Annotated in this window: 20 protein-coding genes; 13 read left to right on the top strand and 7 right to left on the bottom strand. The window is 73.2% G+C overall.

The window, feature by feature from the left end; all coding sequences use genetic code 11:
• The first annotated feature begins 42 nt into the window (after positions 1 to 42).
• On the top strand, positions 43 to 1,266 hold the full coding sequence (locus ACIG5E_RS09740; RefSeq protein ID WP_396532689.1) for an ROK family protein: 1,224 nt from the start codon (positions 43 to 45) through the stop codon (positions 1,264 to 1,266).
• A gap of 134 nt (positions 1,267 to 1,400) precedes the next feature.
• Here ACIG5E_RS09740 and ACIG5E_RS09735 read toward each other — a convergent pair whose 3' ends face one another.
• Complete coding sequence (locus ACIG5E_RS09735) at positions 1,401 to 2,462, bottom strand: ABC transporter permease (RefSeq protein ID WP_396532687.1); 1,062 nt, start codon at positions 2,460 to 2,462, stop codon at positions 1,401 to 1,403.
• A 112-nt stretch (positions 2,463 to 2,574) separates the two neighbouring features.
• Between ACIG5E_RS09735 and ACIG5E_RS09730 the strand changes: the two genes are divergently transcribed.
• Complete coding sequence (locus tag ACIG5E_RS09730; RefSeq protein WP_396532686.1) at positions 2,575 to 3,024, top strand: MarR family winged helix-turn-helix transcriptional regulator; 450 nt, start codon at positions 2,575 to 2,577, stop codon at positions 3,022 to 3,024.
• A gap of 161 nt (positions 3,025 to 3,185) precedes the next feature.
• Positions 3,186 to 4,739, top strand: coding sequence for an MDR family MFS transporter (locus tag ACIG5E_RS09725; RefSeq protein ID WP_396532685.1), 1,554 nt, complete (start codon positions 3,186 to 3,188; stop codon positions 4,737 to 4,739).
• 79 nt (positions 4,740 to 4,818) lie between these two features.
• Here ACIG5E_RS09725 and ACIG5E_RS09720 read toward each other — a convergent pair whose 3' ends face one another.
• Together ACIG5E_RS09720 and ACIG5E_RS09715 are read right to left on the bottom strand one after the other, a co-directional pair.
• Entirely contained in the window at positions 4,819 to 5,067 is a 249-nt protein-coding gene (locus ACIG5E_RS09720; protein WP_396532683.1) for a hypothetical protein, read from the bottom strand.
• A gap of 26 nt (positions 5,068 to 5,093) precedes the next feature.
• On the bottom strand, positions 5,094 to 6,278 hold the full coding sequence (locus ACIG5E_RS09715) for an anion permease (RefSeq protein WP_396532682.1): 1,185 nt from the start codon (positions 6,276 to 6,278) through the stop codon (positions 5,094 to 5,096).
• A 367-nt stretch (positions 6,279 to 6,645) separates the two neighbouring features.
• On the opposite strand from ACIG5E_RS09715, the gene ACIG5E_RS09710 reads away from it, so the two are divergent.
• Positions 6,646 to 8,193 (top strand): NlpC/P60 family protein, encoded by a 1,548-nt coding sequence (locus tag ACIG5E_RS09710; protein ID WP_396532680.1) that lies wholly within the window; start codon positions 6,646 to 6,648, stop codon positions 8,191 to 8,193.
• Between the two features lie 79 nt (positions 8,194 to 8,272).
• Here the strand turns inward: ACIG5E_RS09710 and ACIG5E_RS09705 are convergent, their stop codons facing one another.
• Complete coding sequence (locus tag ACIG5E_RS09705) at positions 8,273 to 10,558, bottom strand: FdhF/YdeP family oxidoreductase (RefSeq protein ID WP_396532679.1); 2,286 nt, start codon at positions 10,556 to 10,558, stop codon at positions 8,273 to 8,275.
• Positions 10,559 to 10,733: 175 nt separating this feature from the next.
• Between ACIG5E_RS09705 and ACIG5E_RS09700 the strand changes: the two genes are divergently transcribed.
• Positions 10,734 to 11,186: a hypothetical protein gene (locus ACIG5E_RS09700; protein WP_396532678.1), complete on the top strand. Its 453-nt coding sequence runs from the start codon at positions 10,734 to 10,736 to the stop codon at positions 11,184 to 11,186.
• An 18-nt stretch (positions 11,187 to 11,204) separates the two neighbouring features.
• On the opposite strand, the gene ACIG5E_RS09695 is transcribed toward ACIG5E_RS09700, so the two are convergent.
• Positions 11,205 to 13,130 (bottom strand): FAD/NAD(P)-binding protein, encoded by a 1,926-nt coding sequence (locus tag ACIG5E_RS09695; RefSeq protein WP_396532677.1) that lies wholly within the window; start codon positions 13,128 to 13,130, stop codon positions 11,205 to 11,207.
• Positions 13,127 to 14,080: an amino acid ABC transporter permease gene (locus ACIG5E_RS09690; protein WP_396532675.1), complete on the bottom strand. Its 954-nt coding sequence runs from the start codon at positions 14,078 to 14,080 to the stop codon at positions 13,127 to 13,129. Before ACIG5E_RS09690 ends, ACIG5E_RS09695 begins: the two co-directional genes overlap by 4 nt.
• A 606-nt stretch (positions 14,081 to 14,686) precedes the next feature.
• Here ACIG5E_RS09690 and ACIG5E_RS09685 point away from each other — a divergent pair.
• From ACIG5E_RS09685 to ACIG5E_RS09655, 7 genes are all read left to right on the top strand, one after another.
• Positions 14,687 to 15,850, top strand: coding sequence for an LLM class flavin-dependent oxidoreductase (locus tag ACIG5E_RS09685; protein WP_396532674.1), 1,164 nt, complete (start codon positions 14,687 to 14,689; stop codon positions 15,848 to 15,850).
• Positions 15,847 to 16,344, top strand: a complete 498-nt coding sequence (locus tag ACIG5E_RS09680) for a GNAT family N-acetyltransferase (protein WP_396532672.1) — start codon at positions 15,847 to 15,849, stop codon at positions 16,342 to 16,344. Before ACIG5E_RS09685 ends, ACIG5E_RS09680 begins: the two co-directional genes overlap by 4 nt.
• Positions 16,345 to 16,354: 10 nt before the next feature.
• Positions 16,355 to 17,302, top strand: coding sequence for an ABC transporter substrate-binding protein (locus tag ACIG5E_RS09675; protein WP_396532671.1), 948 nt, complete (start codon positions 16,355 to 16,357; stop codon positions 17,300 to 17,302).
• 28 nt (positions 17,303 to 17,330) lie between these two features.
• Positions 17,331 to 18,302, top strand: a complete 972-nt coding sequence (locus ACIG5E_RS09670; protein ID WP_396532670.1) for an amino acid ABC transporter permease — start codon at positions 17,331 to 17,333, stop codon at positions 18,300 to 18,302.
• 44 nt (positions 18,303 to 18,346) lie between these two features.
• Positions 18,347 to 19,099 carry an amino acid ABC transporter ATP-binding protein gene (locus ACIG5E_RS09665; RefSeq protein WP_396532744.1) on the top strand — a complete coding sequence of 251 codons (753 nt, stop codon included), beginning with the start codon at positions 18,347 to 18,349 and terminating at the stop codon, positions 19,097 to 19,099.
• A 44-nt stretch (positions 19,100 to 19,143) separates the two neighbouring features.
• Positions 19,144 to 20,133, top strand: coding sequence for an ABC transporter substrate-binding protein (locus ACIG5E_RS09660; RefSeq protein ID WP_396532669.1), 990 nt, complete (start codon positions 19,144 to 19,146; stop codon positions 20,131 to 20,133).
• Positions 20,134 to 20,240: 107 nt separating this feature from the next.
• Positions 20,241 to 21,500, top strand: coding sequence for a serine/threonine-protein kinase (locus tag ACIG5E_RS09655; protein WP_396532668.1), 1,260 nt, complete (start codon positions 20,241 to 20,243; stop codon positions 21,498 to 21,500).
• Here the strand turns inward: ACIG5E_RS09655 and ACIG5E_RS09650 are convergent.
• Positions 21,411 to 22,154 carry an MBL fold metallo-hydrolase gene (locus ACIG5E_RS09650; protein WP_396532667.1) on the bottom strand — a complete coding sequence of 248 codons (744 nt, stop codon included), beginning with the start codon at positions 22,152 to 22,154 and terminating at the stop codon, positions 21,411 to 21,413. The two genes, ACIG5E_RS09655 and ACIG5E_RS09650, sit on opposite strands and share 90 nt — an antisense overlap.
• Positions 22,155 to 22,427: 273 nt before the next feature.
• On the opposite strand from ACIG5E_RS09650, the gene ACIG5E_RS09645 reads away from it, so the two are divergent.
• Positions 22,428 to 23,279 (top strand): fumarylacetoacetate hydrolase family protein, encoded by an 852-nt coding sequence (locus ACIG5E_RS09645; RefSeq protein WP_396532666.1) that lies wholly within the window; start codon positions 22,428 to 22,430, stop codon positions 23,277 to 23,279.
• Positions 23,280 to 23,315: the final 36 nt, after the last annotated feature.

Raw genomic sequence — 23,315 nt, 5'->3', positions numbered from 1 at the left:
GCGTTGTGCGAAGCGCCTCCCGAACGAAGTGAGGTGGGGCGCATGAGCGACATGCGCGCGGAGCCGGACGGCGTCCGGACCGGGCCCGCCAGCCAGCAGGGGATGCGCCGGGCCAACCTGGCCCTGGTGCTCGGCGTGATCGCGCGCGGCCCCCGCTCGCGCGCCGAGGTGGCCGCCGAGACCGGACTGACCAGGGCCGCGGTCTCCTCGCTCGCCGAACAGCTGATCTCGGCCGGCCTGGTCGTCGAGGAGGGCCCCGCCGCCCCCAGCGGCAAGGTCGGCCGCCCCGGCACCGCGCTCGGGCTCAACCCGCTCGGGCCCGGCGGCCTCGGCGCCGAGATCGGCGTCCGGCACCTCGGCGTCTGCGTGGTTGACCTGCGCGGGGAGGTCCGCTCCTGGCGGCGCCAGGAGAGCGCCAACCGCGGCCGCCAGCCCGCCGCCGTGATGGCCGACCTCGCCCAGCTGGTGCGCGCGGCCGTCGCCGAGTCCGGCCTGCGCCCGGCCGGGCTGACCCTGGCCGTGCCCGGGCTGGTCGGCGGCAGCGGGATGCTCCAGCGGGCCGCCAACCTCGGCTGGCAGGACATCCCGCTCGCCGCCGAACTGCGCCCGGCGCTGCGCCTGGCCGGGGGCGGGCTGGCCGAGCTGCCCGTCGAGGCGGACAACGAGGCCAACCTCGGCGGACTGGCCGAACGGTGGCTGGGCGGGAGCGCCGAGGACTTCCTGTACGTCTCCGCCGAGGCCGGCGTCGGCGCGGCCGTCGTGGTCGGCGGCCGACTGCTGCGCGGCGCGCGCGGCTACGCGGGCGAGTTCGGCCACGTCCCCGTCCACCCGGAGGGGCCGCGCTGCGCCTGCGGGGCGCACGGCTGCCTGGAGCAGTACGCGGGCGAGGCCGCTGTGCTGCGGGCGGCCGGGCTGGCCGGCGCGCGCGGAGACTGGGTGACCCTGCTCGCCGAACGCGCCGGCGCCGGGGACGAGCCGGCCCGGGCGGCGCTGGCCGGGGCCGGCTCGGCGCTCGGCATCGCGGCCGCCGGGGCGGTCAACCTGCTGGACCCGGCCCAGGTGGTGCTGGGCGGCGGCTACGCCCGGCTGGCGGCCTGGCTGCTGCCGGCGATGCGGCGCGAACTGGCCGCCCGGGTGACGGTGCGGCCCTTCGCGGAGGACCGGCTGACGGTCTCCCGGCTCGGCCGGCGCGGACCGCTGCTGGGCGCGGCGGTGGGTGTGGTGCGCGCCATCGTGTCCGACCCGGGCCCGCTCGCGGGCGGCTGAGTCCGGACCCGCTGAGCCCGTACCCGCTGAGCCCGGAGCCGCTGAGCCCGTACCCGCTGAGCCCGTGCCGCACCGGAACGCGACCGAGCCCCCGGCCGCAGCGGCCGGGGGCTCGGTGGGTCGTGCGCTGGGGCTCAGGCCCCGGCGGGGGTCTGCGCGGGGGTCCCGGCGCCGATCGCGTCGACCTCGGCGCGCGGGCCGCGCAGGACGGCCAGGAAGGCGACGCCGATGCCGAGGACCGCCCAGACCACCAGGACCAGGATCGGCATGCCCAGGTTGGTGGAGCCGAAGTAGGCGATCGACTTGGTGGCGCTGGTGCCGGCGCCGTTGGGGATCAGCGAGCCGATCGCCCGCCAGAACGGCGGCATCATCGGGGCGGGGTAGACGCCGCCGGCGCTCGGGTTGCCCAGCACCACGAAGACCAGCACGGCGAGGCCGATGCCGATGATCCCGAACAGGCACTGCAGCGCCATGGTGAACGCGCCGACGGTGAACACCACCAGGGTGCCGATGGCGGTCAGGGCCAGGATCGAGCCGGGCATCGCGTCCAGGACCGGTCCGGCGATGATCGTGCCGCCGAGGCCCGCGCCGACCGAGTACAGCGCCAGGACGCCGAGGCGGATCAGCAGGCGGTGGACGTTGGCCGGCTTGGAGCCGGCGCTGATGCCGAGGATCGAGGCGACCAGGTAACCGCCGACGCACCAGCCGATGACCAGGTAGAAGGCGGTGAGGCCGTTGGTGTCGCCCTTGGCCAGCGGGACGACGTCCTCGACCTTGACGGTGCGGCCCTGGGACTTGTCCAGCGCGGTGGTGATGCTCTCGGCGGCCTTGGCGGCGGAGGTGCCGCGGGCGCTGCCGGTGAGCAGGGTGTCCTCGGTGCCGTTCGGGTTCACGACCAGCGCGGCGTAGATCTTCTGGTCCTTGATCTGCTGGGTCGCCGTCTCGGCGTCCGGCGCGGTGACGGGCTTGACGGCCTCGTCCGGCACCGACTCCAGGGCCTGCACCAGCTTGGGCGTGACCTGCGGCGGGGCGACCACCCCGATCGATAGCTTGTGCGGGGTCGGGTGGTGCAGCGCCCCGACGTACGAGGTGATGAAGCCGAGCTGCAACAGCAGCACGCCGATCACGAGCAGCGCCGCACGCGGTGTGACCGCGCCCTTCAGTTCAGCGATGAAACCCTGCCCCGGGGCGGCCATCCACATCTCCCTGCGTATCGGCGGAAATCGGATACTTAATACCATGAACTAGTTGGGTTGTCCCATCTCCCGCGCCGGTTCTCGGCCACCCCCGCTGGGCGATACTGGCGCGGTGACGGACGAGGAAGCCCTGGTGGCAGTGGAGCGCGAGGTCGGGCTGATGTTCCGGCGGGGACGCGCGAGAGTGGCGGAACTCTCACGCCGCGTGCACCCCGGGCTGGACGGCATGGCGTACAGCCTGCTCGGTTACATCGAGCAGACCGGGCGGGTGCGGGTGACGGACGTCGGAGTGCACTTCGCGGTCGGCAAGGGCACCGTGAGCCGGCAGATCCGCGCGCTGGAGGAGCTCGGCCTGGTCGCCCGGGAGGCGGATCCGCTGGACCGCCGGGCGGCGCTGGTCTCGCTGACCGAGGACGGGCGGCGGCGCTTCGAGTCCGCCCGGGACGTCCGGATGCGGCGGGTGCGCGGGGTGATGGGTGGGTGGTCGCGCGAGGACGTGGACCGCTTCGCCGAGCTGCTGCACCGCTTCAACGAGGTGCTGGGGGAGCCGCCCGCGGAGTGAGTCGAAGGGCCCGGGTGCGGGCCCGGTGCGGACCTTGCTGGAGCACGAGGAAAGTTGCCTTAGTCAACCATCGGGCTTATGGTTGCTTAAGGCAACAAATTTTCATGCCCGCGCATCCCCGCACCCGCTCCGCACTCCGCCCGCCTCGCCGAAGGACCCAGATGACCGTGACCACCCAGGCCTCGACCGGCGCCGCAGCCGGCGTCGACGACCGACCGATGACCCACCGGCAGGTGATGGAGGCACTGTCCGGCCTGCTGCTCGGCCTGTTCGTCGCCGTGCTCTCCTCGACCGTCGTCTCCAACGCCCTGCCGCACATCCTCACCGACCTGCACGGCGGCCAGTCCGCCTACACCTGGGTGATCACCGCGGCCCTGCTCACGCTGACCGCCTCCACCCCGATCTGGGGCAAGCTCTCCGACCTGGCCAGCAAGAAGCTGCTGCTCCAGATCGCCCTCCTGATCTACATCGCCACCTCCGCGCTGGCCGGCCTGTCGCAGAACACCGGCGAGCTGATCGCCTGCCGCGCGCTCCAGGGCATCGGCGCCGGCGGTGTCGTCGCGCTCGGCCAGATCTGCCTGGCCGCGATGGTCCCGCCGCGCGAGCGCGGCCGCTACAGCGGCTACTTCGGCGCGGTCTTCGCCCTCGCCACCATCGGCGGCCCGCTGATCGGCGGCGTCATCGTGGACACCTCCTGGCTCGGCTGGCGCTGGTGCTTCTACGTCGGCATCCCGTTCGCGCTGGCCGCGATCCTGGTGGTGCAGCGCACCCTCAAGCTGCCGGTGGTCAAGCGCCCGGTGAAGATCGACTACCTGGGCGCGCTGGTCATCACCGCCGCGGTCAGCCTGCTGATGATCTGGATCACGCTGGCCGGCACCAACTACGCCTGGCTGTCCTGGCAGACCGCGGCGATGGTCGGCGGCGGCCTGCTGCTGGCCGCACTGGCCGTCGTGGTCGAGCGCCGCGCCGCCGAGCCGGTCATCCCGCCGTCCCTGTTCAAGCACCGCACCGTCACCCTGGCCGCGATCGCCAGCGTGCTGGTCGGCGTCGGGATGTACGGCGCGACCACCTTCCTCAGCCAGTACTTCCAGCTGGCCCGGGACAAGTCCCCGACGATGGCCGGCCTGATGACCCTGCCGATGATCATCGGCCTGGCGGTCTCCTCGGCGGTGGCCGGCCGACTGATCACCAAGTACGGCAAGTGGAAGGCCTACCTGGTCTCCGGTACCGCGCTGCTCGCGATCGGCTTCGGCCTGCTCGGCACGGCCCGGGTCGACACCAACTACGGGCTGCTCTCCCTCTACATGGCGATCACCGGCGTCGGCCTCGGCCTGACCAGCCAGAACCTGGTGCTCGCGGTGCAGAACACGGTGCCCCGGCACGAGCTCGGCGCGGCCAGCTCCGTCGTCACCTTCTTCCGCACCATGGGCGGCGCGATGGGCGTCTCCGCGCTCGGCGCGCTGATGACCAACAAGGTCGGCCACTACCTGACCGAGAACCTGGCCGCGGCGCACATCCCGGCCGGGCACGCGGCGGCCGGTGGCGGCATCCCGGACCTGGCGAAGCTGCCCGCCCCGATCCTGCCGCTGGTGACGGACGCCTTCGGCCACGGCGTCGGCACCGTCTTCCTGTGGGCGGCGCCCTTCGCGGCGCTGGCCTTCGTCACGGTGCTGTTCATCCGGGAGACCGCGCTGAGGACGAGCCAGCAGGGCTGACCGGGCGCGGGGCACGCGGAACGGGCCGGGGAGTGTCGAGACACTCCCCGGCCCGTTGCGGTTCTCCGGACGGACGGGACTACGGCGCGGCGATCAGCACCAGGCCGTAGGCCACGGCGGCGGCGCAGAGCGCGAAGCAGGCGTAGGCGCCCGCCAGCAGGGCCGGCCGGCCGCCGGGGGCCTGCCCGCCCTCCGCCTCGCGAGCGCCCAGCGCGGCCTCACGGCGGGACAGCGCCAGGATGCCGAGGGCGAAGACGGCGACCACGGCGACGGTGACGCCGAAGCTGATGCCGGCGGTCTGGGCCAGGGCGTTCCACTTGATGTGCATGGTGAGTGCTCCTCAGCCTGCGGCGCTCAGGCCGCGACCGTGGTCGAGGCGGGGGTGGGGACGGCGTTCGCCGGGGAGGCCGTGGCGATCTCGACGGGGGTGATCTCGGCGATGTCGTTCACGTTGTCCGCGCCGACCCGCTCGCGACGGGAGAGCATCCACATCGCGGCCGAACCGGCCACCAGTGCGGCGCCGACCAGGGCGACGCCCCAGGTGCCCTGCCGGGCCACCGCGGCCGCGCCGCCGGAGACCAGGCCGGCGGCCGGCAGGGTCAGGCCCCAGGTGTAGACCATGCGGCGGACCAGGCTCCAGCGCAGCTCCGGCTTCGGGCCGCCGAGGCCGGCGCCCATGATGCCGCCGGTGCAGACCTGGGTGGTGGAGAGGCCGAAGCCCATGTGCGAGGAGGTCAGGATGACGGTCGAGACGGCCGACTCGGAGGCGAAGCCCTGCAGCGGCTTGATGTCCGCCAGGCCCTTGCCCATCGAGCGGATGATCCGCCAGCCGCCCATGTAGGTGCCGAGCGCGATCGCGGCGCCCGCCGAGACGATCACCCAGGTGGGGGGCAGCGCGCCGTGCGGCAGGGCGCCGACCGAGACCAGGGTCAGGGTGATGATGCCCATCGTCTTCTGGGCGTCGTTGGTGCCGTGCGCGAGCGAGATCAGCGAGGAGGAGAAGATCTGGCCGGTCTTGAAGCCCTTGTCGGTGGCCGCGGAGCTGCCCTTGCGGGTGATCGCGTAGGCCAGCTTGGTGGCGCCCCAGGAGGCCAGGCCGGCGACGAAGGGGGAGGCGACCGCCGGGATGATGATCTTGGTGATCACGGTGTCGAAGTGGACGCCGTTCATGCCGACGCCGACGATCGTGGCGCCGATCAGGCCGCCGTACAGGGCGTGCGAGGAGCTGGACGGCAGGCCGCGCAGCCAGGTCAGCAGGTTCCACAGGATCGCGCCGGCCAGTGCGGCGAAGATGATCTCGGGGTGGACGCCCGCCTTCTCGTTGACGATGCCGCCGGAGATGGTGGTGGCGACCTTCACGGACAGGAACGCGCCCGCGAAGTTGAGCAGGGCCGCGATGGTGACCGCGACCTTCGGACGAAGGGCCCCGGTCGCGATCGCGGTGGCGGACGCGTTGGCGGTGTCGTGGAACCCGTTGGTGAAGTCGAAGGCGAGCGCCGTGATGATCACAACGGCCACCAGGAACGAGATGTGTTCCATACCCAAACAATCGTCGTAGTTGTCGCACGGACGTTGGTGTCGTCGCGACCGTAGGTCTGTTTGGTAAACGGAAGGTGAACTGAGCCGGGAATCGTGGTTCCGCCGGTGTCCTGGTGGTGGCCGGAAGCTTTCGAAGGGGTGACCTGGGTCGCGTTGAGCTGGACATTAGCCGAGTGCGTCCCGGTTCGCCCGCTTTTGATGAGAGCTGTCTCACAGGTCAACGGATCAAGGGAGATTTAACCTCCCAGTCCGCGTGCGCTCTGTTTCCGGCGAGTAACCCGTGGGAGGATCTGCGGGATCGTTCCCGGGGGGAACCCGGAGGCGGCGCATCGGGGCAGGACAGGGCAAGGGCGGGGAGGACCATCCCATGGGCGGGGCTGCGCAGCGCACGGAGATGTCGGGCGTACGGCCCTGGGTACGGGCGGCGCTGAGGTGCGGAGCCGTCCTCGCGGCCGCCGCGCTCGCCCTCCCGGTGGCCACCCAGGCCGCCTACGCCGCGCCCGACCCCGGTGCCGGGGTCACCGTCGCGCCCGGAGCCGACCCACTGGCCGCCGCCAAGGCCACCCTCGGGCCGCTCCTCGACCAGCTCCACGGGCTGTACCAGAGCGCCGAGGCCGCCACCGAGCAGTACAACGGCGCGGTCGCCAAGGTCACCGAGCAACAGACCGCGCTCACCGACCTCCAGGGCAAGCTCGACCGGCAGCAGAAGCAGGTCGACGCCGGGACGGACATCGCCTCCCAGCTCGCCGCCGCCCAGTACCGCAACGGCGCCGCCTCCGCGTATGCCGAACTGCTGCTCTCCAAGGACCCGTACGAGGCCGTCACCATCGCCGAACTGCTCCAGGCGGCCAGCCGCTCGCAGTCCGAGTTCCTGGACCGGCTGAAGGCCGACCGGGAGGCGCTCGACGGGCTGAAGAAGCAGACCGAGGAGGCCCTCAAGACCTCGCAGGCACTGGTCGTCCAGCAGGACGCCGCCAAGGCCAAGGTCACCGCCGACCTTGCCTCGGTCGAGCAGCTGGTCTCCTCGCTCACCGGCGCGCAGCGGACCGAACTCGAACAGCTGGAGAAGGCCAAGGCCGACGAGGCCCAGCTCGCCTTCCTCGCCTCCGGCGCCCTCGGCAAGGGCGAGCGCACCCCCTCGCTGTCCGGCCGCGCCGCCGTCGCCTTCGCGCTCGCCCAGCTCGGCAAGCCGTACCTGTGGGGCGGCACCGGGCCCGACTCCTACGACTGCTCCGGCCTCACCTCGCAGGCCTGGCTGCACGCCGGGAAGCCCATCCCGCGCACCAGCCAGGAGCAGTGGGCCCAGCTGCCGCACGTCCCGCTGAACCAGCTGCGGCCCGGCGACCTGGTCGTCTACTTCCAGGACGCCTCGCACGTCGCGATGTACATCGGCGGCGGGCTGATCGTCCAGGCGCCGCGGCCCGGCGCCTTCATCAAGGTGTCGCCGATCGGCTCGATGGCGATCCTCGGGGCCGTCCGGCCCGACCCGGACGGCGCGGCGGACGACGCGGGCGGCGCCTGGAAGGTGCCGGACCTGCCCAAGGGCTGGGACTCCGCCACCACCCCGATTGCCCCCAGCCCGACCCCGGCCCCGCCGGCGACCCAGCAGCCCACCGGCACTCCGAGCACCCCGAGCACGCCGGGGACGCCGAGCGGCACGCCCTCGGGCACCGGGACGCCCTCGGGCACCGGCACGCCCAGCAACCCGGGCACGCCGTCCGGGACCGGTACGCCGACGGGCTCGCCCACCGGCACGCCGACCCCGACCCCGACGAACACCCCCGCGCCCACGAACACGCCGACGCCCACCAACACCCCGACGGGCACCGGCACCCCGAGCACCACCGGCTCGTCCAGCGCCTCCGCGCCCGGCAGCCCCACGGCGACGCTGCCGCTCGGCGGTCTGCTGCACTGACCCGGTACGAGGAGGCCGCCCCACGTCCGCTGACGTGGGGCGGCCTCCGTGCTGTCCGGTGAAGGGCGGGAGCGGACGGCTATCCGGCCGGGGCCGAGTCGGGCTCGAAGCGGATGACGACGGCCTTGGAGGTGGGGGTGTTGCTGATGTCGGCGGTGGAGTCGAGGGGCACCAGGACGTTGGTCTCCGGGTAGTACGCCGCCGCGCCGCCGCGGGCGACGGGGTAGTGGACGACGCGGAAGTGGGGGGCGCGGCGTTCGGTGCCGTCCGTCCACTCGCTGACCAGGTCGACGTACCGGCCCTCGGGGAGGTCGAGTTCGGCGGCGTCGGCGGGGTTGACCAGAACGACGCGGCGGCCGCCCTTGATGCCGCGGTAGCGGTCGTCGAGGCCGTAGATCGTGGTGTTGTACTGGTCGTGGGAGCGCAGCGTCTGCAGCAGCAGGCGGCCCGGCGGGACTTCGGGGGCGGTGAGCGCGTTGACCGTGAAGTTGGCCCGGCCGGTGGCGGTGGGGAAGGTGCGGGAGTCGCGGGGGCCGTGCGGGAGGGTGAAGCCGCCGGGGCGGCGGACCTTCGCGTTGTAGTCCTCGAAGCCGGGCACGACCCGGGCGATCCGGTCCCGCAGGGTGTCGTAGTCGCTCGCGAATTCCTCCCACGGCACGGTGTCCTGCGGCCCGAGGACGGTGCGGGCGAGCCGGCAGATGATCGCGGTCTCGGAGAGCAGACCGGGTGCGGGCGGGCGCAGGCCGCCGCGGGAGGCGTGGACCTGGCCCATCGAGTCCTCGACGCTGACGAACTGGGCGCCGGAGGGGGTGACGTCCCGGTCGGTGCGGCCGAGGGTGGGCAGGATCAGGGCGCGGGCACCGGTGATCACGTGCGAGCGGTTGAGCTTGGTGGAGACGTGGACGGTCAGCCGGCAGCGCCGCATCGCGGCCTCGGTGACGTCGGTGTCCGGGGTGGCCGCGACGAAGTTGCCGCCCATCGCGAAGAACACCCTGACCTTGCCGTCGCGCATCGCGCGGATGGTGTCCACCGAGTCGTGGCCGTGCTCGCGCGGCGGCTCGAAGCCGAACTCCTTGCCCAGCGCGTCGAGGAAGGCCGTCGACGGCCGCTCGAAGATGCCCATGGTTCGGTCGCCCTGGACGTTGCTGTGCCCGCGCACCGGGCAGACCCCGGCACCGGGGCGGCCGACGTTGCCGCGCAGCAGCAGGAAGTTGACCACCTCGCGGATGGTCGGCACGGAGTGCTTGTGCTGGGTGAGGCCCATCGCCCAGCAGACGATGACCTTCTCGGAGGAGAGCACCAGGCGGGCGAGTTCCTCGATCTGCTCCCAGGGCAGGCCGGTCGCGGCGAGCACCTCCGCCCGCTCGGTCCCGCGGACCTGCGCCTCGAACTCCTCGTAGCCGTGGCAGTGTTCGGCGACGAAGGCGCGGTCGACGCCGTCCCGTTCCACGATGATCCGGTTGAGCGCGCGGAACAGGGCGAGGTCCCCGCCGAGGCGGATCTGCAGGAAGAGATCGGTCAGCTTGGTGCCGTGGCCGACCAGGCCGCGGGCGTTCTGCGGGTTCTTGAACCGCTCCAGGCCGGCTTCCGGCAGCGGGTTGACGCTGACGATGGTGGCGCCGGCCCGCTTGGCGCGCTCCAGGGCGGAGAGCATCCGGGGGTGGTTGGTGCCCGGGTTCTGTCCGGCCACGATGATCAGGTCGGCCTGGTAGAGGTCCTTGAGGCTGACGCTGCCCTTGCCCACGCCGAGGGTCTCGGTGAGCGCCGAACCGGACGACTCGTGGCACATGTTGGAGCAGTCCGGCAGGTTGTTGGTGCCGAGTCGGCGGGCGAACAGCTGGTACGCGAACGCGGCCTCGTTGCTGGTGCGGCCGGAGGTGTAGAAGGCGGCGCCGTCCGGGGTGTCCAGAGCCCGCAGCTCCTCGGCGATCAGCGCGAAGGCGTCGTCCCAGGAGACCGGCGTGTAGTGGGTGGCGCCCTCGTCGAGCAGCATCGGCTGGGTGAGCCGGCCCTGCTGGCCCAGCCAGTAGCCGGAGCGCTCGGCCAGGTCGGCGACCGGGTGGGCGGCGAAGAACTCGGCCCGGATCCGGCGCTCGGTGGCCTCCTCGGCGACGGCCTTGGCGCCGTTCTCGCAGAACTCGGCGGTGTGGGTCTTGTCCGGCTCGGGCCAGGCGCAGCCGGGGCAGTCGAAACCGTTCGGCTGGTTGACCTTGAGCAGGGTGGCGAGGGTGCGGCGGGCGCCCATCTGTTCGGCGGCCATCCGCAGGCTGTGGCCGACGGCGGGCAGGCCGGCGGCCGCGTGCTGGGGCGCGGACACCTCGGGGGCGTCCTGCACCGGGTCGCTCTGCGGGGCCTGCTTGGCCATGACTGCGCTCCTCGGGCGTTGCTGGTGCGAGCCGCCGCACCGTTGCGGGGCTCTTCGCCCATCCTTCCACCTGGGACATGGCGGGGGGAGGGCCGTCATGGCCAAGCAGGCTCCGCATAGCAGGTCAGGGGTCGCCGTATTGCCGTCAAGGCGATCCGGCCTCTCGGACGCAACGGTGCTGAGAGCGACCGCGGCCTGGGGCCCGCAGGACAGCCGGGTCCTCAAGGCCCGGCACGACCTCGCCGTCCACCAGGCCAACCGGGGCGACCTGCAGGGCGCGGCGATGCGGCTGCACGGGCTGCTGCCCGACCTCGCCCGGACGCTCGGCGAGCACCACCCGAGCACCGTCCGGGCCTGGCTGGACCTGGCTGGCTACCGGCACCGGCTCGCCCAGGCCGGCCGCAAGGGCGGGGCGGACCGCCGCTGGGCGCCGAGGATCAGCCGGACGGAGCTGCTGGTGCTGATCCGGCGGCTGCGGGTGTGGGACTTCGCCACCGACCAGGAGGCCCAGGCCTGCGTCGGGGCGCTGGAGCGGGGGCTCGGCCTGAAGGGCGTCGCCGACGTGGTCTTCGAGGCGCCGGACCATGTCTCGGACGAGGACCTGGTGGAGGAGATCTTCGGGCCGTAAACGCCCGGTTGCGGGGCCTCACCCCACCAGCGCCGCCGACGGGAGCGCGGCCAGCGCCCGCAGCAGCGCCCGGGCGGCGGCGTCGTTCTGCCGGAAGGCGGGGGCGTTGGTGCGCGGGCGGGCGAAGGCGGCGGCCGAGCGCAGGCTGGTGTGCGGGCCGAGCGCGGTGCGGCGCGGGTGCGGGGCCCCGCCGAGGGCCGGGTCGATCAGCCGGCTGTCGGCGGGGTCGATGGTGACCAGGCCGGAGCGGTGGGTGTGCTCGGCGTCGCTCACCACCTCCTCCACCACCCTTCCGGCGCGGTGCAGTTCGCCCAGCACCGGGTCGAGGGTGCGGGCCAGCGCGTGCTTGGGCAGGTAGGCCTCGACCAGTGCGGTGGCGGTCACGCTGTGGCCGGGCACGGTGGCGCCGGAGGCCCGCCAGGTGCCGGTGCTCTCGTCCCGCTCGATCCGTACGCCCGCGCCGAGGAAGCGCACCACCCCGGCCTCGGAGAGCGCCACCAGCTGGCGCAGCCGGAAGCCGGGCGGGCCGGAGGCGAGGAAGTTGAAGTAGCCGAAGAACCACTCGTCCACCTCCTGGGCGACCGAGCGGGCGGTGAGCCGGCCGCCGGCGACCAGTCGGGGGAGCTGGCCGAACAGCGAGAGCAGGGCGAGGAAGGCGCCCAGGTCGGCGCTGTGGGCCGGGTCGGCGCGGCGGTCGGCGTCGGCGGTGACGTACTCGCGCAGGTGAGCCTGGAGCTCCTCGGCGGTGCGCAGTTCGAGCCCGGCCAGCGGGTGGTCGAGCCGCTCGAAGTCGATCCGGTCGGCCGGGTCGGGGACGGCCTCGGCGACCAGGGCGGCGAGTTCGGGGGTGTACCAGCCGTGCCGGTCGTAGCGGGCCAGGAACTCCGGCCAGGGCAGTGCGGTGCGGCCGGGGTGGGCGTGGAACAGCTCGTGGTAGTGCCCGAAGCCGATCTCCTTGGCCATCAACGGCCAGACGTCGCGCCGTAGTTCGAGCGGTCCGGAGGTGGCGAGCAGGGCGTCCACGGCGGTCGCGTCGAAGTAGCGGGGGAGCGGGGCGGGCGGTCCCTGGAGCCGGTAGTCGGTCTTGGAGTGGTAGGGGACGCCGCGCCGGGAGCCGAGGTGCAGCACCGGTTCGCGGCCGGACGGGCGGTAGCGCAGGGCCTGGCCGTCGCCGGTGGGCTCGAAGCGGCCGCCGCGTCCTTCGGTGAGCATCGCGATCAGGTCGACGGCGGCCAGGCCGAGGCCGCGCAGCACCACCTGCTCGCCGGGGGCGATCCGGGCCAGCTCGGCCTCGACGTCGGCGGAGTAGGCGGGCGGGAGGTGGAAGCGGCGGTGCCGGGCGGCGAAGGCGGCGTCGGCCGTGTGCCGGGGGTGCGGGGCGGAGTCGAGGTGGCCGAGGGTGAGGGCGACGTGGTCGGCGGTGAGCGTGGTGTCGCCGAGGTGGACGGTCTGCGGGCCGTCGGCCGGTCCGTCGATCCACCGCACGGTGTCCCGGTGGACGTTGACCGTGATGTGGTCCGGCAGGTCGGCGACGGCGCGGCGGAACGCCCAGTCCAGGTAGGCGCTCTGGGCCCGCCGGGTGGGGAAGTCGGTGGGGGCCAGCTCGCGCAGCTCGGCCCGTACGGCCGGGTCGGCGACCTCCCGGTAGGGCGCGAACTCCCGCTGCCGCCGGGCCCATTCGGCCAGCGAGGGGCCGGGGCGGACCGGTCCGTCGATGGTCGCGAGCTCGTCGGTGAACATGGTGACGTCCTCGGCCATCGAGTTCATCCGCAGCAGCGGGGACTGGTCGTGGCGCCAGATCCGGCCCCCGCCGGGCGGGTGCGGGTCGACCAGGTGGATCTCCAACGGCCGGTCGGCGGGCAGCAGTTCGGCGGCATTGGCGGCTATCCGCTCCAGCAGCCCGGTGCCGCGCGGGCCGGCGCCGACGATCACGAGCGCCGTCATGCCCGCACCGCCTTGACCAGGGCCGCCCGGGCGCGCCGCAGCGGGGTGGGCGGCAGGCCCTCCCGGCTGGCGCCCTTGGCGAAGTGACGCTCGACGTAGTACTGGCCGACGGACAGCACGGTGGTGACCACCAGGTACCAGAGGGTGGCGACCATCAGCATCGGGATGACCTGGTAGGACTGCAGGTAGACCAGCTGCACCGAGTAGAGCAGGTCGGAGACGGCCAGCACGCTGACGATGCTGGTGCCCTTGAGCGCGCCGATCAGCATGTTCCCGGCGGCCGGCACGATCGCGCGCATCGCCTGCGGCACCACGATCCGGCGCAGCACCCGCCACCGGCCGAGCCCGAGCGCGGCGGCCGCCTCCAGCTGGCCGCGGTCGACGGAGAGGATGCCGCCGCGGATCACCTCGGCGGCGTACGCGGCCTCCAGCAGGGTGAGCCCGATGACGGCGGTCAGGGTGGGGCCGATCAGGTTGACGGTCTTCACCGTGACGAACTCGGGGCCGAAGGGGATGCCGAGGCCGAGGGTCGGGTAGAGCGCGCCGATGTTGAAGAAGAACAGCAGCTGCACCAGCGGCGGGGTGGAACGGAAGATCCAGACGTAGCCCCAACTGATGGTGCGCAGCACCGAGTTGGCGGACAGCCGCATGGTGGCGAGGACGGTGCCGAACACGAAGCCTAGGGCGAGGGTTACGGCGGTCAGCCACAGGGTCAGGGTCAGGCCGTCGAGGACGGACCGGGCGGTGAACCAGTCGGCGACCACGCTCCACTGGAAGGCCTTGTTGCGGATCACCGAGCTGACCGCCATCGCGGCCAGCAGCAGGGCGACGGCCGCGGCGATCCACTGGCCGGGCCTGCGTCGGGCGACGATCCGGGCCTCGGGCGCCGGGGCCGGCGGTGGGGCCTTGCTGAGGGCGGGGGCGGGCAGGACGTCCTGCGGGGTGGCCATGGCGGCGGCTCCTGGGCGGAGTGCGGGCGGGGGAGAGGTACGGGGGTGATCACGTACGGGCCCTCGGGCGCCGGCCCGCGTCCCTCAACGCGGCCGGTGCGATGCACTGCACTCCGCGTCGATCGTACGCATGCGCGATCGACGACTGTCAAGGGCGGGCAGGGCGCGATCGGGGCCGGTTGCGGCACGTCGGAAAAGCGACAGGAGATCGCAACAGTGCGGCAATGATGCGCGGTTGACGTACCGCTCGGCCGACTGCTCAACTTGAGGCCATGTACGCCGTGCAGCCCCTGGTCACCCGCGACCACATCGACTTCGGTCGGGTGTGGTCCGCGGCGTGTCGCGGCTGACCCGGCAGCGGGCCGCCCGTCCGGCCTGATCTCCCAGCGGGGAGCCCTCCCTCGGTGTGCCCCGCCACGGCCCGGCCTCGTCCGCATTCGCTGACGACACATCAGCTTTCCGCTGTCGTCGCCGACTTCGCACTGCGCTCCGGCACTCCCTCCCCTCGTACCCGTACCGCCCCGTGCCCGACGGCCACCCGCCGCCGCGGCCGCCTCCGGCTTGCCCGCGGCCCGCCGGAGCCAGCCCACCCCGAAAGGTTCCGCCATGCCCGTCGAATTCCTCGGCATCGCCGCCACCTCCGACGGTTCGGAGACCGACCCGCGCACCACCGCCGCCTTCGACCGCGACTACACCCTGCGGCTGGCCCGGGCGCACGAGGACCACGGCTGGGACCGGGTGCTCTTCGCGTACGGCTCCGGCTCCCCGGAGCCCGCGGCCGCGGCCGCCTTCCTCGCCTCGCACCTCGACAAGCTGCAGATCCTGCTCGCGCACCGGCCGAACGTCTCCTACCCGACCTTCGCCGCCAAGACCTTCGCCACCCTCGACCGGATCAGCGACGGCCGGCTGACCGTCCACTTCATCACCGGCGGCACCGACCACGAGCAGCAGCGCGAGGGCGACTTCCTCACCAAGGACCAGCGCTACGAGCGCACCCGCGAGTACATCGGCATCGTGAAGAAGGCCTGGACCAGCCGGGAGCCCTTCGACCACGAGGGCCCGCACTACCGCTTCAACGACTTCGTCTCCGACGTCTTCCCCGTCCAGCAGCCGCGCCCGGCGGTCTCCTTCGGCGGCTCCTCGGACGCCGCCTACGCGGCCGGCGGTGCCGAGGCCGACATCTACTGCCTGTGGGGCGAGCCGCTGGCCCGCACCGCCGAGCAGATCGAGCGGGTCAGGGAGGCGGCGCGGGCCGCCGGACGGACCGACCTGCCGCGGATCCAGGTGGCGTTCCGGCCGATCATCGCGCCGACCGAGGAACTGGCCTGGGAGAAGGCGCACCGCACGGTGGCCACCATCCGGGCCCGCCGGGAGAGCGGCGCGTCGGCACCCCGGCGCCGCCCGGTCGCCGCCGCTGCGGAGGCCGCGACACCTGAGAACGTGGGCTCCCAGCGCTTGATCGAGATCGCCGAGGCCGGCGAGCGCTACGACCGCGCGCTGTGGACCCCGACCGCCGCGGCCACCGGCGGGGCGGGCAACTCCAACGCGCTGGTCGGCACCCCGGAGACGGTCGCCCAGGCGCTGCTGGACTACTACGACCTCGGTGTGGACATCCTCTCCGCGCGCGGCTACGACCTGCTGGGCGACGCGATCGACTTCGGCCGCTACGTCATCCCGATCGTCCGCGAGGAGGTCGCCAAGCGGGACGCCGCCAAGGCCGCCGAGGCCGCGGAGCGGGACCGGCACCAGCTGATCGCGGTGCAGGCGTGAGCCCCGTGCCGATCACCGGGTTCCGCCGGGTCACCCTGGACGACCCGCTGGTCGAACCGCTGCTGCGCGAGCTCACCCACGAGTACGTCACCCGCTACGGCCCCGGCGCCCACCAGGAGATGACCCGCTACCCGGCCGAGGCCTTCGCCGAGCCGCACGGCGCGCTGCTGCTCCTGCTGGAGGACGGCGCACCGGTGGCCGGCGGCGCGTACCTGCGCCACGACGAGCACACCGCCGAGGTGAAGCGGATGTGGACGGACTCCGCGCACCGACGCCGCGGCCTGGCCCGCCGGGTGCTGGCCGAACTGGAGCGCACCGCCGCGGCCGCCGGCTACCGCCGGATCTTCCTCACCACCGGCCCGCGCCAGCCCGAGGCCAAGGGCCTCTACCTGGCCGCCGGCTACACCCCGCTGTTCGACGCCGCCGCCGACCCCCTGGCCATCGGCCCGCTCCCCTTCGAGAAGTCCCTGCCCGTACTGGCACCCACTTCCTGAAAGGCCCCCCGTGAGAACCACCACCGTCCGCCGCCGTCTCCTCGCGGCCACCGCCCTGCTGCCGGTCCTGGCGCTGGCCGCGTGCGGCTCGGACCCGAAGATCGCGGGCGCGGCCGGGGCGGGCGGGCCCGCGGCCACCGTCACCGAGGACGTCGTCTCCGGCCTGGGCCGGTCGGAGGCAGCGGCCGCACTGCTGCCCGAGGAGGTGCGCAAGTCCGGTGTGCTGAAGTTCGGTTCGTCCGTCGGCGCCCCGCCCAGCGCCTTCTACGCCGACCAGGCGAGCAAGAAGCCGGTCGGGGTGGACATCGACTTCACCGATGCCGTCGCCAAGCTGCTCGGCCTGACCGTGCAGCGCGAGGACGCCGCCTTCGAGACCATCCTGCCCGCCCTGGGCAGCGGCAAGTACGACGTCGGCACCGGCAACTTCGGGGTCACCACCGCCCGTCTGAAGACCGTCGACTTCGTCACCTACATCGACGACGGCCAGGGCTTCGCGGTGAAGAAGGACAACACGGCGGTCCAGCCGGTCACCGACCTGGCCCAGCTCTGCGGGCTGACCATCGGCACCGGCGCCGGCACCACCTTCGAGACCACCCTCAACGGCAGGAAGGGCGTCTGCGCCGACGCCGGGAAGAAGCCTTACGAGGTCAGGGCGTTCAGCGAGGGCGGTGCGCTGCTGACCGGGCTCCAGCAGGGCCGGGTGGACGTCGAGATGTCCACCATCAACGGTCTGCGCCACCAGGCCTCGCAGGAGGCCGCCGGGGTGCGCTTCCTCAACGAGTTCCACCGGCTGGACGTCGGCTTCGCCTTCAGGAAGGGCTCCCCGCTCACCCCGGCCTTCCAGGCGGCGGTCAACCAGCTGATCAAGGACGGGACGTACGAGCGGATCCTCCGGAAGTGGGGGCTCACCGACTCGGCGATCAAGGAGTCGCAGATCAGTCCGCCCGAACACCCGTGACCACAGGGCCCGTTGGAGGAGCACCCCGATGACCGTCAGCACCCAAGCACCACCGTCCCTGTCAAGACCTGCCCCCGGCCTCGATCCCGAGGAACTGGACGGCCTGCGGACCGTCCCCGCCCGGCACCCGTGGCGCTGGGCGGCCGGGATCGCCGCCCTCGTCGTGCTGGTCCAGTTCCTCCACGGCCTGGCCACCAACCCGGCCTGGGACTGGGCCACCTTCCGGCTCTACTTCACCGCCGACACCATCCTGCAGGCGATCGGCCGCACCCTCGAACTCACCGCCTACGGCACCGTTTTGGGCTTCGCGCTCGGCGCCGTGGTGGCCGCGATGCGGCTGTCCCGCAGCGCGATCCTGCGGACCCTCGCCTGGGCGTACGTCTGGGTGTTCCGCTCGATCCCGCTGATCGTCCAGCTGGTGTTCTGGTTCAACCTCTCCTACCTCTACAAGCGGTTCGGCTTCGGCATCCCGTTCGGCCCGACCTTCGGCGATTTCGAGACGGTCGGCGTGCTCGGCGCCCTCGGCGCCGCGGTGCTCGGCCTCGGGCTGCACCAGGCCGCGTTCGCCGCCGAGATCATCCGCGGTGGCGTCCTCGCGGTGGACGCCGGCCAGCGCGAGGCCGCCGCCGCACTGGGCATCCCGCGCGCGCGGCAGGCCTGGCGGATCGTGCTGCCGCAGGCGATGCGGAGCATCCTGCCGGCCGCCGCCAACGAGGTGATCTCGCTGCTCAAGGGCACCTCGGTGGTCTACGTGATGGCCATCGGCGAACTCTTCTACCAGGCCCAGGTGATCTACGGCCGGACCGGCCGGGTGGTGCCGCTGCTGATGGTCGCCACGGTCTGGTACGTGGTGCTGACCACGGTGCTGTCGATCGGCCAGTACTACGTCGAGCGCTACTTCTCCCGCGGCGCCCGGCGCACCCCGCCGCCCACCCCGCTGCAGCGCCTCCGGGCCTTCGCGCGGAGCCTGCCTGCCCGTACCTCCGGAGGAACCCCGTGACGACACTCACCGAGCCTCAGGCCACCGAGCCGCAGACCGCCCCGATGGTGCAGGTCCGCGGCCTGCACAAGAGCTTCGGCCGGCTGGACGTGCTGCGCGGGGTCGACCTGGACGTCCCGGCCGGCTCGGTCACCGTGGTGCTCGGCCCGTCCGGCTCCGGCAAGTCCACCCTGCTGCGGGCGATCAACCACCTGGAGAAGCTCGACCGCGGCTACGTCGCCATCGACGGCGAGCTGATCGGCTACCGGCGCTCGGGCGACCGGCTGTACGAGCTCAAGGAGCGCGAGGTGCTGCGCCAGCGCACCGGCATCGGCTTCGTGTTCCAGAACTTCAACCTCTTCCCGCACCTGACCGTGCTGGAGAACCTGGTCGAGGCGCCGATCGCCGCGCTCGGCCGGCCCCGGGCCGAGGCCAGGGCGACGGCGCTGGCGCTGCTGGAGCGGGTCGGGCTGGCCGACAAGGCCGCCGCCTACCCCCGGCAGCTGTCCGGCGGGCAGCAGCAGCGGGTGGCGATCGCCCGGGCGCTGGCCCTGGAGCCCAAGGTGCTGCTGTTCGACGAGCCCACCTCGGCGCTCGACCCCGAGCTGGTCGGCGAGGTGCTGGACGTCATCAAGGACCTCGCCCGCAGCGGCACCACGATGATCGTGGTCACCCATGAGATCGGCTTCGCCCGGGAGGTCGCCGACACCGTGGTCTTCATGGACGGCGGAGTGGTGGTCGAGCAGGGCCCGCCCGCCGAGGTCCTGGACCGCCCCCGGCACGAGCGCACCCAGGCCTTCCTGGCCAAGGTGCTGTAGTCGCCGCAACCCCCAACCCCCCTTCACCGAGCAGGAGTTCCGCCATGTCCCTACCCCGTCGCGCCCTCGTGACCGCCGCCGGCGCGCTCGCCGCCGCCCTCGTCCTGGCCGGCTGCGGCAGCGGTGCCACGGGGGCCTCGGCGGAACTCGCCCCGGCCAGGGGCAGCACCGCGCCGAACGGCACCGTGGTGAACCTGTCGCCCGAGCAGCACCGGGTGACCACGCCCAAGGTCGAAGCGATCGCCGCGCTGGTACCGGAGGAGATCAGGAGAAGGGGCACGCTGAAGGTCGTCGACTCCATCGGCACCACCCCGCCGCTGGACTTCTACGCCGACGACGACAGGACCATCATCGGCGTCGAGCCGGACATCGCCTCGCTGATCGGCAACGTGCTCGGCCTCAAGGTCGAGTTCAACCCGGTCTCCTGGGAGAACATCTTCGTCGGCCTGGACAGCGGGAAGTACGACGCCGGCCTGTCCAACATCACCGTCACCGAGGAGCGCAAGGAGAAGTACGACTTCGCCACCTACCGGCTGGACGTCCTCGGCTTCGAGGCGAAGAAGGGCGGCGGGATCAAGGTCACCGGCGCCAAGGACCTGGCCGGCCGGTCCGTCGGCGTCGCCACCGGCACCAACCAGGAGAAGCTGCTGATCGCCTGGAGCGAGGAGAACGTCCGCAACGGGCTCAAGCCGATCGACATCAAGTACTTCTCCGGCACCGAGTACTACCTGGCGCTCTCCTCCGGCCGGATCGACGTCTACACCGGCCCCAACCCCAGCCTGGCCTTCCACGCCGTACAGACCGGCGAGACCGAGGTGGTCGGCACCTACTCGGGCGGCGGAGCGGACGTCCTCGGCAAGATCGCGGCGACCACCCACAAGGACAACGGGCTGGTCAAGGCGCTCAACGAGGCCCTCGACGAGGTGATCGGGAACGGGACGTACGGGCAGGTGCTCAAGCGCTGGGGCCTGGAGAACGAGGCGGTGCGGACCTCCGAGATCAACCCGGTGGGCCTTCCGAAGCCCAAGCCGTAGAACCGGCCCCGCTTCGTTCACCCGTTCGTCCCCGCCCGCCGCTATGGTGACCCCCCGACCCCTCCGGCGGCGAACGCCGTTCGGGTACGGTCGAGTTGGGGGAGGGCATGCACAAGGGCGAGGTGCTCGGCGGTCGCTTCCGGCTGGACGAGTGGCTGGGCAAGGGCGGCTTCGGCGTGGTCTGGCGGGCGATCGACACCGTGCTGGACCGGCCGGTCGCGGTGAAGCTGCTGCTGGCCGAGCACGCCGCCGACCGGGAGGCGGTCGGGCGGTTCGTCCGCGAGGCCAAACTGGCCGGCAACCTGTCCAACCCGCACATCGTCACGGTGCACGACTACGGCCGGGTCAGCGACGCCACCGGGGAGATCCACTACCTGGTGATGGAGCTGGTCCGCGGCCGCCCGCTGTCCGCGATCCTCAAGGCCGGCCCGCCGGACCACGGGCGCGCCCTCGCCTGGATGGCACAGGTCTGCGAGGCGCTGGACGCCGCGCACCGCAGCGGGATCGTGCACCGGGACATCAAGCCCGAGAACGTGATGATCGCGGACAGCGGGGACCGCGCCAAGGTGCTGGACTTCGGCATCGCCCGGCTGCTCACCCAGTCCACCGGGCTCACCTCGACCGGCAGCGTGGTCGGCACCGTCCCGTACCTGGCGCCCGAGTGCTGGTCCGGCGGCACCGTGGACGGCCGGGCCGACCTCTACGCCTTCGGCGTGATGCTGTACGAGGTCAGCACCGGCCGGCGGCCGTTCCGCGCCGATTCGCCGTACGAGTACATGCACAAGCACATGGACGAGACCCCGCCCCGGGTGCGCGGCAAGGACCCGGAGCTGGCCGAGCTGGTCGCCCAGCTGCTCGCCAAGCGGCCCGCGGACCGGCCGGCCGACGCGGCCGAGGTGCTGGAGCGGCTGCGCCGGATCCGGCCCGGGATGCTGCGGCCGGACGACCCCAGCCCCGAGCAGCTGCGCCGGCGGGCCGACCTGGCCTGGCGGCACGGCGTCGAGGGCCGGGCCGGGGAGGCCGTGGAGATCCTGGCGCAGCTGGTCCCCGACTTCGCCCGGATCTGCGGCCCGGCCGACCCGCGCACCCTGCGCACCTGCCACGACCTGGCCCTCTGGCTGGCCCGGGACGGCAGCCGGGCCGCCGCCGTCGCGCTGCTGGAGGCGCTGGCCGAGGAGCCCGGCACCGCCGGGGAGGCCCGGGCCGACCTGCGGCGCGACCTCGCGCACTGGCGGCGGGAGGCCGACCGGCTCGGCCCGGGCCCGGCGCGGGCGGCGCTAAGCGCCCGGCTGCTGCTCGGCGGCGCCGGCAGCGTCGGCAGTAGCGGCCGGGGCGGCGGCGGCAGCGGCGGCGCTCAGCGCGGCTGAGGCGCCCGCGGCGATCGGGTCACCGTGCCCGAAGACCGCCGTCTCCACCGGCAGCGCGGCCAGCCGGTGGAAGGAGGCGAGGGCCCGGGCCGGGTCGGTGTGGAACACCCCGGGCCTGGTCTGCCCCTGGACGTTGGACACGATGTCCCCGGTGAACAGCACCCCGGGCCCGGGCAGGTGCAGCGCGATGCTGCCGTCGGTGTGGCCGGGGACGTGCAGGACCACCGCGCCCCCGCCGATGTCCAGCACGTCGCCGTCCTCGACCTCGCGGTGCACCGGGCAGGGCTCGGCGGGCGGGATCGGCGGCAGCGTGTCCCACAGTTGCTGTTCGAAGGGGCTGAGCACGGGCGGCGCCGACGGCTGCTCGCGCCGGACCACCGGGGCCTCCAGCCGGTGCGCCACCACCTCCGCGCTCCAGCGGCGGGCCAGCTCGGCGGCGGAGCCGGTGTGGTCCTCGTGGTGGTGGGTGAGCACGATCCGGCGCACCGCCCCCGGCTCCAGCCCGAGCGTGCGGATGGCCTGCTCGATCCCGTCCGCCGATCCGGCGACGCCGGTGTCGACCAGGGTCAGTCCGTGGTCGTCACGCCAGAGGTAGGCGGTGCCGAACTCCAGGGTGATCATGTGCAATTCGTCGCGTACCCGGGTGATCTCCATGCCCTGGATCCTGCGCCCCTCGGCGCCGCGGCACACGGGCGTTCGCCCTCGGCGTGCAGGAGTTCGCTGCCGGCTGATCCGCCCGGTGCCGACGGGTGTCAACCGTACGGGCCACCGATTCGGGGCCCCGCGCCGCTGTGCGATTTGATGGAAATCCGCCCATCGGGACGGTCTGGTCCACCGGCCCGGGCCGTTGATATACCTCGTTGCCAGACTCGGGAGCGGTGTCCGCGCCGCCCCGGTGAGCTGCGACGAAAGGCTGGTGACGGATCGATGAAGCTCCTCCGCGTCGGACCCCCGGGCGCCGAGCGCCCGGTCGTGCTGGGCCAGGACGGCACGGCGTATGACCTCTCCGGGCGGGCCCGCGACCTCGACGGGGCCTTCCTGACCGGGCTGGACACCGCCGCGCTGGCCCGCGAGGTGGCCGCCGGCGCGCTGCCGGTGGTGGACCTGGACGGCCTGCGGGTGGGTGCGCCGGTGGCCCGGCCGGGCAAGGTGGTCGGCATCGGGCTCAACTACCGCGACCACGCGGCCGAGGCCGGGGCCGCGATCCCGGCCGAGCCGGTGATCTTCCTCAAGCCGAGCTCCACCGTGGTCGGCCCGTACGACGAGGTGCTGGTGCCGCGCGGCGGCGAGAAGACCGACTACGAGGCCGAGCTGGCCGTCGTGATCGGCCGCACCGCCCGCTACCTGGACTCGCACGCCGAGGCCGCCGGGGTGATCGCCGGCTACACGATCGCCAACGACGTCACCGAGCGGGCCTTCCAGTTCGAGCGCGGCGGCCAGTGGGACAAGGGCAAGTCGGCGGAGACCTTCACCCCGCTCGGGCCCTGGCTGGTCACCGCCGACGAGGTGGCCGACCCGCAGGCGCTGGCGCTGCGGCTCTGGGTCAACGGCGAGCAGCGGCAGCACGGGAACACCGCGGAGATGATCTTCCCGGTGCTCGAACTCGTCCGCTACGCCAGTCAGTTCATGGTGCTGGAGCCCGGCGACGTGATCATCACCGGCACTCCGGCCGGGGTCACCCTGGGCCGCCCCGGCACGCCCTTCCTCGCCCCGGGCGACGTCGTCGAGATCGAGATCGACGGCCTCGGCCGCCAGCGCCAGGTGCTCGGCAAGGCGTAAGGCGCAAGGCACCGGGCCCCGGCCGCCAGGCCGCCC

It is taken from the genome of Kitasatospora sp. NPDC053057, from assembly GCF_044546945.1.
Lineage (GTDB): Bacteria > Actinomycetota > Actinomycetes > Streptomycetales > Streptomycetaceae > Kitasatospora.
This window is presented reverse-complemented; position numbering and strand designations above follow the sequence as displayed.

Coding starts and splice junctions, on each gene's coding strand:
- ACIG5E_RS09695 (WP_396532677.1), bottom strand. CDS start 13,130: ATGACGGCGCTCGTGATCGTCGGCGCCGGCCCGCGCGGCACCGGGCTG.
- ACIG5E_RS09740 (WP_396532689.1), top strand. CDS start 43: ATGAGCGACATGCGCGCGGAGCCGGACGGCGTCCGGACCGGGCCCGCC.
- ACIG5E_RS09650 (WP_396532667.1), bottom strand. CDS start 22,154: ATGGAGATCACCCGGGTACGCGACGAATTGCACATGATCACCCTGGAG.
- ACIG5E_RS09720 (WP_396532683.1), bottom strand. CDS start 5,067: ATGCACATCAAGTGGAACGCCCTGGCCCAGACCGCCGGCATCAGCTTC.
- ACIG5E_RS09715 (WP_396532682.1), bottom strand. CDS start 6,278: ATGGAACACATCTCGTTCCTGGTGGCCGTTGTGATCATCACGGCGCTC.
- ACIG5E_RS09685 (WP_396532674.1), top strand. CDS start 14,687: ATGCCCGTCGAATTCCTCGGCATCGCCGCCACCTCCGACGGTTCGGAG.
- ACIG5E_RS09690 (WP_396532675.1), bottom strand. CDS start 14,080: ATGGCCACCCCGCAGGACGTCCTGCCCGCCCCCGCCCTCAGCAAGGCC.
- ACIG5E_RS09655 (WP_396532668.1), top strand. CDS start 20,241: ATGCACAAGGGCGAGGTGCTCGGCGGTCGCTTCCGGCTGGACGAGTGG.
- ACIG5E_RS09665 (WP_396532744.1), top strand. CDS start 18,347: ATGGTGCAGGTCCGCGGCCTGCACAAGAGCTTCGGCCGGCTGGACGTG.
- ACIG5E_RS09710 (WP_396532680.1), top strand. CDS start 6,646: ATGGGCGGGGCTGCGCAGCGCACGGAGATGTCGGGCGTACGGCCCTGG.
- ACIG5E_RS09670 (WP_396532670.1), top strand. CDS start 17,331: ATGACCGTCAGCACCCAAGCACCACCGTCCCTGTCAAGACCTGCCCCC.
- ACIG5E_RS09735 (WP_396532687.1), bottom strand. CDS start 2,462: ATGGCCGCCCCGGGGCAGGGTTTCATCGCTGAACTGAAGGGCGCGGTC.
- ACIG5E_RS09725 (WP_396532685.1), top strand. CDS start 3,186: ATGACCGTGACCACCCAGGCCTCGACCGGCGCCGCAGCCGGCGTCGAC.
- ACIG5E_RS09705 (WP_396532679.1), bottom strand. CDS start 10,558: ATGGCCAAGCAGGCCCCGCAGAGCGACCCGGTGCAGGACGCCCCCGAG.
- ACIG5E_RS09645 (WP_396532666.1), top strand. CDS start 22,428: ATGAAGCTCCTCCGCGTCGGACCCCCGGGCGCCGAGCGCCCGGTCGTG.
- ACIG5E_RS09660 (WP_396532669.1), top strand. CDS start 19,144: ATGTCCCTACCCCGTCGCGCCCTCGTGACCGCCGCCGGCGCGCTCGCC.